This window comes from Amycolatopsis sp. lyj-23 (genome assembly GCF_046549135.1).
GTDB lineage: Bacteria > Actinomycetota > Actinomycetes > Mycobacteriales > Pseudonocardiaceae > Amycolatopsis.
Map to the genome: position 1 here is coordinate 509676 of NZ_JAJPWN010000006.1, position 6503 is coordinate 516178.

7 protein-coding genes and 1 rRNA gene are annotated in these 6503 nt (G+C 72.7%); 4 read left to right on the plus strand and 4 right to left on the minus strand.

What is annotated here, in order from left to right; genetic code table 11:
- The first annotated feature begins 100 nt into the window (after nucleotides 1-100).
- The 3 genes from ACLJPY_RS18210 (at nucleotide 101) to ACLJPY_RS18220 (ending at nucleotide 2797) form a co-directional block, all read left to right on the plus strand.
- A complete protein-coding gene (locus ACLJPY_RS18210; protein ID WP_410589901.1) occupies nucleotides 101-820 on the plus strand; it encodes an MgtC/SapB family protein in 720 nt (239 codons plus the stop codon).
- A 121-nt stretch (nucleotides 821-941) separates the two neighbouring features.
- A complete protein-coding gene (locus ACLJPY_RS18215; protein ID WP_410589902.1) occupies nucleotides 942-2099 on the plus strand; it encodes a M protein in 1158 nt (385 codons plus the stop codon).
- A complete protein-coding gene (locus ACLJPY_RS18220) occupies nucleotides 2096-2797 on the plus strand; it encodes a type II CAAX prenyl endopeptidase Rce1 family protein (protein ID WP_410589903.1) in 702 nt (233 codons plus the stop codon). Before ACLJPY_RS18215 ends, ACLJPY_RS18220 begins: the two co-directional genes overlap by 4 nt.
- Here ACLJPY_RS18220 and ACLJPY_RS18225 read toward each other — a convergent pair.
- From ACLJPY_RS18225 to ACLJPY_RS18235, 3 genes are read right to left on the minus strand one after another with little or no spacing between them, the layout of a single operon-like run.
- Nucleotides 2794-3075: a metal-sensitive transcriptional regulator gene (locus ACLJPY_RS18225; RefSeq protein ID WP_043785431.1), complete on the minus strand. Its 282-nt coding sequence runs from the start codon at nucleotides 3073-3075 to the stop codon at nucleotides 2794-2796. The genes ACLJPY_RS18220 and ACLJPY_RS18225 overlap by 4 nt on opposite strands.
- Nucleotides 3076-3131: 56 nt before the next feature.
- Nucleotides 3132-5192, minus strand: a complete 2061-nt coding sequence (locus ACLJPY_RS18230; RefSeq protein ID WP_410589904.1) for a heavy metal translocating P-type ATPase — start codon at nucleotides 5190-5192, stop codon at nucleotides 3132-3134.
- Nucleotides 5189-5395, minus strand: coding sequence for a heavy-metal-associated domain-containing protein (locus tag ACLJPY_RS18235; RefSeq protein WP_410589905.1), 207 nt, complete (start codon nucleotides 5393-5395; stop codon nucleotides 5189-5191). The genes ACLJPY_RS18230 and ACLJPY_RS18235 overlap by 4 nt, the downstream gene beginning before the upstream one ends.
- A 77-nt stretch (nucleotides 5396-5472) precedes the next feature.
- On the opposite strand from ACLJPY_RS18235, the gene cobF reads away from it, so the two are divergent.
- Nucleotides 5473-6234, plus strand: a complete 762-nt coding sequence (cobF, locus tag ACLJPY_RS18240; RefSeq protein WP_410589906.1) for a precorrin-6A synthase (deacetylating) — start codon at nucleotides 5473-5475, stop codon at nucleotides 6232-6234.
- A 143-nt stretch (nucleotides 6235-6377) separates the two neighbouring features.
- Here the strand turns inward: cobF and rrf are convergent.
- Nucleotides 6378-6494, minus strand: a 5S ribosomal RNA gene (gene rrf, locus ACLJPY_RS18245).
- Nucleotides 6495-6503 lie beyond the last annotated feature (9 nt).

Consider the following 6503-nt stretch of genomic DNA (forward strand, 5'->3'; position numbering starts at 1 on the left):
TCACCCTGGCACGATCGGTGCGTCGGGCCCAGTATGACCTGGTGGCGGGCCCCGCGGTTCTTCCCGGTTGCCGCCACCGGGACACCTGGAGGTCGTGACCTTGCCCACGCTGTGGTCCACGCCGGCGCAGTGGGAGCTGCTGCCGCCGGTGCTGCTCGCGCTCGTGCTGAGCGTCGCCATCGGGCTCGAGCGCGAAGCCGGCATGAAGGCCGCCGGCCTGCGCACGCACGCACTGGTCGGCGTCGGCTCGGCCGTGTTCATGCTGGTCTCGAAGTACGGCTTCGCCGACCTGCTCGGCCTCGACCACGTTTCGCTCGACCCGTCGCGGATCGCCGCGCAGATCGTGTCCGGGATCGGCTTCGTCGGCGGCGGCCTGATCTTCGTCCGCCGCGACGCGGTGCGCGGGCTGACCACGGCGGCGACGATCTGGGTCACCGCCGCCGTCGGCACCGCGTGCGGCGCCGGGCTGCCGGTGCTCGCCGCGGGTACGACGGTCGGGCACTTCGTCGTGACGCGCGGCCTGCCGCCGCTGCAGCGGTTCGTCGCGCGGCACCGGCGCGAGCCACCGGTGGTCCGGCTGAGCTACCTCGACGGGCACGGCGTCCTGCGCGCGGCGCTGGCCGCCTGCACCGGGCGCGGCTGGTCGGTGCACCACGTCGACGTCGACCACGAGCAGCTTTCCGAAGAGGGGCAACGGATCGCGGTCGTGACGCTGCGCCTGGAGGGGCGCGGTGATCTCTACGACCTCGCCGGGGAACTGGCGGAACTGCCCGGCGTCCGGAGCACGTCCACCGGCCGCGGGGAACCGTTCGACGAATGATCGCCCGCCCGGGGGGCGCGCGGCGGCGAGTTTGCGGCACACTGGGGTGGACGTGAAAATTCCCCGGTGCCGCAACGAAAACGCGCGGCCGGGGAGAAACCATCCAATTCGGAGGTGAGGCATGGCCCCCGGCGGCGGCGAGGACGTGGCGCACACCCAGCCCGAGTTCGACCTGGCGTGGCGCGGTTTCCAGCGCGCACAGGTCACCGAGTACGTCGCGTGGGCCGAGGCCGAGATCAGCAGACTCACCGCCGAACGCGACGCGGCGCGCCGGCGCGGGGCCGTGCTCGCCGAGGAGAACCGTGAGCTCCGCGTGAAGATCGACCGGATCAGCATGACCCCGATCCCGGCGGACGCGCTGCAGGAGCGCTCGCGCCGGATGATCGAGCTGACCCGCGAGGAAGCGACGGAAATCACCGCGCAGGCAAGGGAAACGGCCGAGCGGATCCGCCGCGAAGCCGAAGCGGAGGCCGTCCGGCTGACCGAGAAGGAACGCGGGCTGGTCGCCGAGGCCGAGGCGGAGCGCGAGCGGCAGCGCGCCGAGCACGAGGAGTTCGTGCGCGCGGCCGAGCAGCGCCGCCGCGAGCTGGACGAGACGGCGGCACACCGCCGAGCCCAGCTGGAAGAGGACCACACACGCGCGATGACGGTCCGGCGCGCCGACGCGATGCGCGAGCTGGCCGAGCAGGAGGCCGCCGCCCGGGCGAAGGCCGCCCAGCTGGTCGCGACCGGCCGGAGCGAGCTCGTTTCGGCGCGGGAGCAGGCAGCCCGGCTGGTCGGCGACGCGAAGCGGCAATGCGAAACGCTCGTCGCCACCGGCGAAAGCGAACTCGCGTCGGCTCGCGAGCAGGCCGCTCAGCTGGTCAGCGACGCCAAGCGGCAATGCGAAACGCTCGTCGCGACCGGAGAAAGTGAGCTCGCCTCGGCGCGTGAGCAGGCCGCTCAACTGGTCAGCGACGCCAAGCGACAAGGCGAAACGCTCGTCGCAACCGGCGAAAGCGAACTCGCCTCCGCACGGGAGCAGGCCGCCCAGCTCATCAGCGAAGCCACCCGCCAAGGCGAAACGCTGGTCGAGGCGGCCCAACGCGAGGTCACGGCGTTGCAGGAAGTCCGCGACAAGCTCCAGGCGAGCCTGACCGGCTGCCGCGCGCTGCTGGCCGACGCGGCGGTGGCGCTGGACGAACGTCCGGGCCCGTTCGACCCCGAAGCGACGTTGCCGATGTCCAAGAGGGTGCCGGTCCAGCGCCGGTCACCGGCCGGCGACCTGGCGGTCGGTTGACGCACGCCGCTGCGGTCCGGCGCGCGCCGGTCGTGGCCGCGGCGGTGGTGACGCTGGCGGCGTCGACCACCCTGGCCAACCGCGTGCTGCCGGGCTGGGCGTACCCGCTGTGCGGCCTGGTGGCCGCGGTGGTGCTGGTGGCACTGGCCCGCGCGGCCGGGTGCACCTGGGGTGACCTGGGGTTGCGCCACCTCCGCCGTCCCGCGTTGACCGGCCTGGCCGGAGCGGCGCTGGTCGCCGTCGTGTTCGGCGTCGCGCTGGCGGTGCCCGCGCTGCGCACGGTGTACCAGGACGGCCGGGTGGGCGACCCGGACTTCGGCCAGCTGCTGTGGCTGACCTGCGGCCGCATCCTGTTCGGCACGGTGCTGATCGAAGAAGTGGCGTTCCGCGGGGTGCTGCCCGCGCTGTTCGGCGCGAGCGACGAGCGGTGGCGCTGGCGCCCGATCCTGGCCGCGGCGGCGCTGTTCGGCCTGTGGCACGCGCTCCCGGCGCTGGCGATCGGCCGCAATGCGGCCGTTCACGCGGTGTTCGGCTCGACACCGGCGGTGGTGCTGCAGGTGCTGGCCATGGCGGCCGCGGGCGCGGCGGGGATCTTCCTGCACTGGTGGCGGCACACGGGCCGGGGCGTGCTGGCGTCGGTGATCGTGCACTTCACGACCAACGCCGGTGGCCTCACGCTGGCGGTGCTGGTGCGCTAGGAACGCACCAGCCGCGCGATCGCGTCCGAGGCTTCGCGCACCTTCAAGTCCGCTTCCTCGCCGCCCGCCGCGGCGGCTTGGACCACGCACGTCGCCAGGTGTTCGTCCAGCAGCTCCAGCGAGAACGACTGCAGCGCCTTCGTCGCCGCGGAGACCTGGGTGAGGATGTCGATGCAGTACTTGTCCTGCTCGACCATCCGCTGCAACCCGCGGATCTGCCCCTCGATCCGGCGCAGGCGCTTCAGATAGGCGTCCCGCTCGCTGCCGTAACCCGTCATCGCCCACCTGTCCCCGTTGTCGGCTTCCCTGCCGCCGACTATACCCTCCCGGGGTGTCAGCGGAACCGGCGCAGGCGGAGGCTGTTGCTGACCACGAACGCCGACGAGCACGCCATCGCCGCCCCCGCGATCATCGGGTCGAGCAGGCCGAGCGCGGCCAGTGGGAGCGCCGCCACGTTGTAGGCGAACGCCCAGAACAGGTTGCCCTTGATCGTCGCCAGCGTGCGCCGGGCCAGCCGGATCGCGTCGGCGGCGACGCGCAGGTCGCCGCGCACGAGCGTCAGGTCGCTCGCCTCGATCGCCGCGTCCGTGCCGGTGCCCATCGCGAGGCCCAGGTCGGCCTGGGCGAGCGCGGCCGCGTCGTTGACGCCGTCGCCGACCATCGCCACGACCCGGCCCTCGGCCTGCAGGCGCTTGACGACCGCGACCTTCTCCTCCGGCATGACCTCGGCGACGACCTCGTCGATCCCGGCCTGGGCGGCGACAGCGTGCGCCGCGCCGGCGTTGTCGCCGGTCAGCAGCACCGGCGTCAGGCCGAGTTCGCGCAGCTCGGCGACCGCCCGCGCGGACGTCGGCTTGATCGTGTCGGCGACGACCAGCCGTCCGCGGACCTCGCCGTCCCAGGTCACGCCGACGGTCGTCGCCGCGCCGCCCTCGGCGCGCCCGACGCTGACGGCGCGTCCTTCGACCACGCCGGTCACGCCGACGCCCGGCGTGCTGCGGAAGTCCGTGACCACGGGAAGCGTGCCGAAGCGCTCCTTCGCCGCCTCCGCGATGGCCCGGCCGATCGGGTGCTCGGAAGCGGCCTCGACGGCGCCCGCCAGCCGCAGCGCCTCGCCGTCGCCCTCGACCAGCGTCATCCGGCCGGTGGTGACGGTGCCGGTCTTGTCCAGGACGACGGTGTCGACGCGGCGGGTGGACTCGAGCACCTCGGGTCCCTTGATGAGGATGCCGAGCTGGGCACCGCGGCCGGTGCCGACCAGCAGCGCCGTCGGAGTCGCAAGGCCGAGCGCGCACGGGCAGGCGATGATCAGCACGGCGACCGCGGAGGTGAACGCCTGGTCCGGGCGTCCGCCGGTGGCGAGCCAGACCACCAGCGTGGCCAGCGCGGCGAGGACGACCAGCGGGACGAACACCGCCGAGACGCGGTCGGCGAGCCGCTGGACCTCGGCCTTGCCGTTCTGGGCGGCCTCGACGAGCCGCGCCATCTGCGCCAGCCGCGTGTCGTCGCCGACGCGGGTGGCCCGCACGACCAGCCGCCCGCCGACGTTGACGGTGGCGCCGGTGACCGCGTCGCCCGGGCCGACCTCCACCGGCACCGGCTCGCCGGTGAGCATGCTCGTGTCGACCGCGGAGCCGCCTTCGGTGATCACGCCGTCGGTGGCGAATTTCTCGCCGGGCCGGACGACGAAGACGTCTCCTACGTGAAGACCGGCCACGGGGACCAGGTGCTCCTCGCCGTCACGCAGCACGGTGACGTCCCTCGCACCGAGATCCATGAGCGCGCGCAGGGCGGCGCCGGCGCGGCGCTTCGCCCGCGTCTCGAAGTAGCGGCCGGCCAGGATGAACGTGGTGACGGCGGCGGCGACCTCGAAGTACAGGTGGTGGTGGCCCCCGCCGAAGACGAGGGCGTACAGCGACCAGGCCACGGAAGCGACGACGCCGAGCGAGATCAGCGTGTCCATCGTGGCGGTCGCGTGCCGCAGGTTGACCGCGGCGGCGCGGTGGAAGGGCCAGGCGCCCCAGGTCACGACCGGGGCGGCGAGCGCGAGCGCGACCCACGCCCAGCCCGGGAACTGCCAGGCCGGGACCATCGCGAGCGCGATCAGCGGGACGGTGAGCGTGGCGGAGAGGAGCAAACGCTTGCGCGGCGTCTCCGCCTCCCGCACCTGCGGCTCCGGGAGGCGCGCGGAGTAGCCGGCGGCTTCGACGACGGCCCTGAGGTCGTCGACCGATAGCCGGCTGGGGTAGCTGACCTGCGCCTTTTCGGTGGCGTAGTTGACCGTCGCGGTGACGCCGTCGACCTTGTTGAGCTTGCGCTCGACGCGGGCGGCGCAGGAGGCGCACGTCATCCCGCCGATGGCGAGCTCGACGCGGGCCGCGGTGGGGGCGCTCACGCGACCAGGCGATAGCCGGCCTCGGTGACGGCGGCGGCGACCGCGTCGGTGGTCAAGGGCGTGTCGCTGGTCACGGTCACGCGGCCGCTCTCGACGTCGACGTCGACCTGCCGGACGCCCGCGAGCTCGGAGACCTCCTCGCGGACCGAGGTGGCGCAGTGCCCGCAGGTCATGCCCTCGACGGTGTAGGTCGTTTCGGCCATTTCCCGCTCCTTTCGTCTCCTTCCTTTATACCCATCGGGGGTAGGGGTTCTCCATCGGGGGCGGCCAGACTCGCGGAATGCGCAAGCTCTACGCGATCGGGATCGGTGCGGGCGACCCGGAGCACCTCACGGTCCAGGCGATCGACCGCCTCAACCGCGTCGACGTCTTCTTCGTGCTCGACAAGGGGTCCGAGAAGGCCGATCTGGTGCGGGCGCGGCAGGAGATCCTGGACCGGTTCGTGACGCGCTCGTACCGGGTCGTGGTGGCGCCCGACCCGCCGCGCGACCGCACCCCGGCGGACTACCGCGCGGCGGTGGCCGACTGGCACGAGGCGCGGGCGTCGGTGTACGAGTCGCTGATCCAGTCGTCGCTGGGGCCGTCCGAGGTGGGGGCGTTCCTGGTGTGGGGCGACCCGTCGCTGTACGACAGCACGATCGCGTTGATCGAGGCGGTGCTGGCGCGGGGGAACGTCGAGTTCGAGTACGAGGTGGTGCCGGGGATCAGCAGCATCTCGGCCCTGGTGGCCCGTCACCGCACGACGATGAACCAGATCGGCCGGGCGGTCCAGCTGACCACGGGCCGCCGGCTCGCTTCGGGCTGGCCCTCCGACGTGGACGACGTCTTCGTCCTCCTGGACGCCCACACGACGTTCGACCGCTTCACGTCGTCCGGTCTCGAAATCTTCTGGGGCGCGTACGTGGGTACGCCCCACGAGATCCTGATCTCGGGCCCTCTGACCCCGGCGCTGGCCGCGGAGATCCGGTCGACCCGCGCGTCAGCCCGCGAACGCCACGGCTGGATCATGGACACCTACCTGCTCCGCCGGCCGGCTTCGTAGGCCGATCTCGCGTGACCGGCCCCGTGACTCGCGTGATCGGGGCCGGATCTCGCGTGATCGAGGGCGGAGCTCGGGTTTTCGGGCGTGCGAAAAGGCCCCGGGAGAACCGTTGGGTTCTCGACCGGGGCCTTTCCTTTGGTTGAGTTCGGCGGTGTCCTACTCTCCCACAACCCTTCGGTTGCAGTACCATCGGCGCTGTCAGGCTTAGCTTCCGGGTTCGGAATGGGACCGGGCGTTTCCCTGACGCTATAACCACCGAAACACTCCGA